General features: G+C 65.9%; 2 protein-coding genes and 2 pseudogenes. All 4 read right to left on the bottom strand.

The genetic code is table 11. The annotated features are described in order from the left end of the window. Positions 1–254, bottom strand: a pseudogene (locus tag JCM19049_RS15945) (MFS transporter); the annotation flags it as partial. Continuing rightward, a complete protein-coding gene (locus JCM19049_RS21530; RefSeq protein WP_279403413.1) occupies positions 233–391 on the bottom strand; it encodes a hypothetical protein in 159 nt (52 codons plus the stop codon). The pseudogene JCM19049_RS15945 and the gene JCM19049_RS21530, both read right to left, overlap by 22 nt. Positions 392–443: 52 nt before the next feature. After that, a complete protein-coding gene (locus tag JCM19049_RS21525) occupies positions 444–614 on the bottom strand; it encodes a hypothetical protein (RefSeq protein ID WP_279403412.1) in 171 nt (56 codons plus the stop codon). Positions 615–650: 36 nt separating this feature from the next. Beyond that, positions 651–854, bottom strand: a pseudogene (locus JCM19049_RS15940) (SseB family protein); the annotation flags it as partial.

The raw sequence follows: 854 nt of genomic DNA, 5'->3' as shown, positions 1-854 counted from the left end.
TGCACGTTGGCCTTCTTGGCCTTCGCCTTGGGATCCTCACTGCGGGTGGGAGGGTTCAGCAGGAACAGCCCCACCCCGCCCAGCGATCCGAGGATGCCCACCGCGGTCAGCCCGAGCGTGGTGTCCAGCTGCGTGGCGATGATGCCGGCGGAGGCCGGGCCGACGATGAACACCAGCTCGGTGGCCATCGCATCCAGGGCGAAGGAGGAGCGTCGTTGCTCGCCGGTGGTCATCACGCCCAGCGCGGTGCGCACCACGGAGAAGACCGGCAGGGCGAACAGCCCGCCAGGAACGCCAGCGGATAGATCCACACCAGCGGCACATGCGGCACCGTGCTCCACACCGCCACTTCGATGATGATCGAGGGAATCAGCGCCCGGCGCAGCCCCACTGGTCTACCTGGTGCCCGCGCCACGGAGCACCCACGGCGATGCCCACGGTCATCAGGCCACCACGATCCCGGCCGAGGCCCAGTCCTGGCCCAGGTTCAGAACCAGGTGCAGCAACAGCAGCATGCTCAGCGCCGAGTGTGGAAGTCGTGCGATCATTCCGATCACCAGCAGGCCGCCGATCGCCGGTTGGCGAAGGATCTGCCAGTAACGTTTCATGCTCAAGCTGTTGCCCTCCTAAAGGTTCAATTTGCTCGGTTCTTAACTTGGTGCGCTCAGCAGGCTGATTTCCAGGGAGTCCACCGCTTCGGCAAACTGCGGATTGTTCGCCAGCGTTTCGTGGACCCGATTGGTGACCTCGCGGGCACGCTGTTCACTGGTGCCCGGGGCAAAGACAAACTGCAGCAGCAGCTCCGGCCCGGAGCCGCCGCCGGCCACCGGCTTGCCGGCCTTGTCCCGCGATCC

The sequence above is a fragment of the Arthrobacter sp. JCM 19049 genome (genome assembly GCF_001310435.1).
This window is presented reverse-complemented; position numbering and strand designations above follow the sequence as displayed.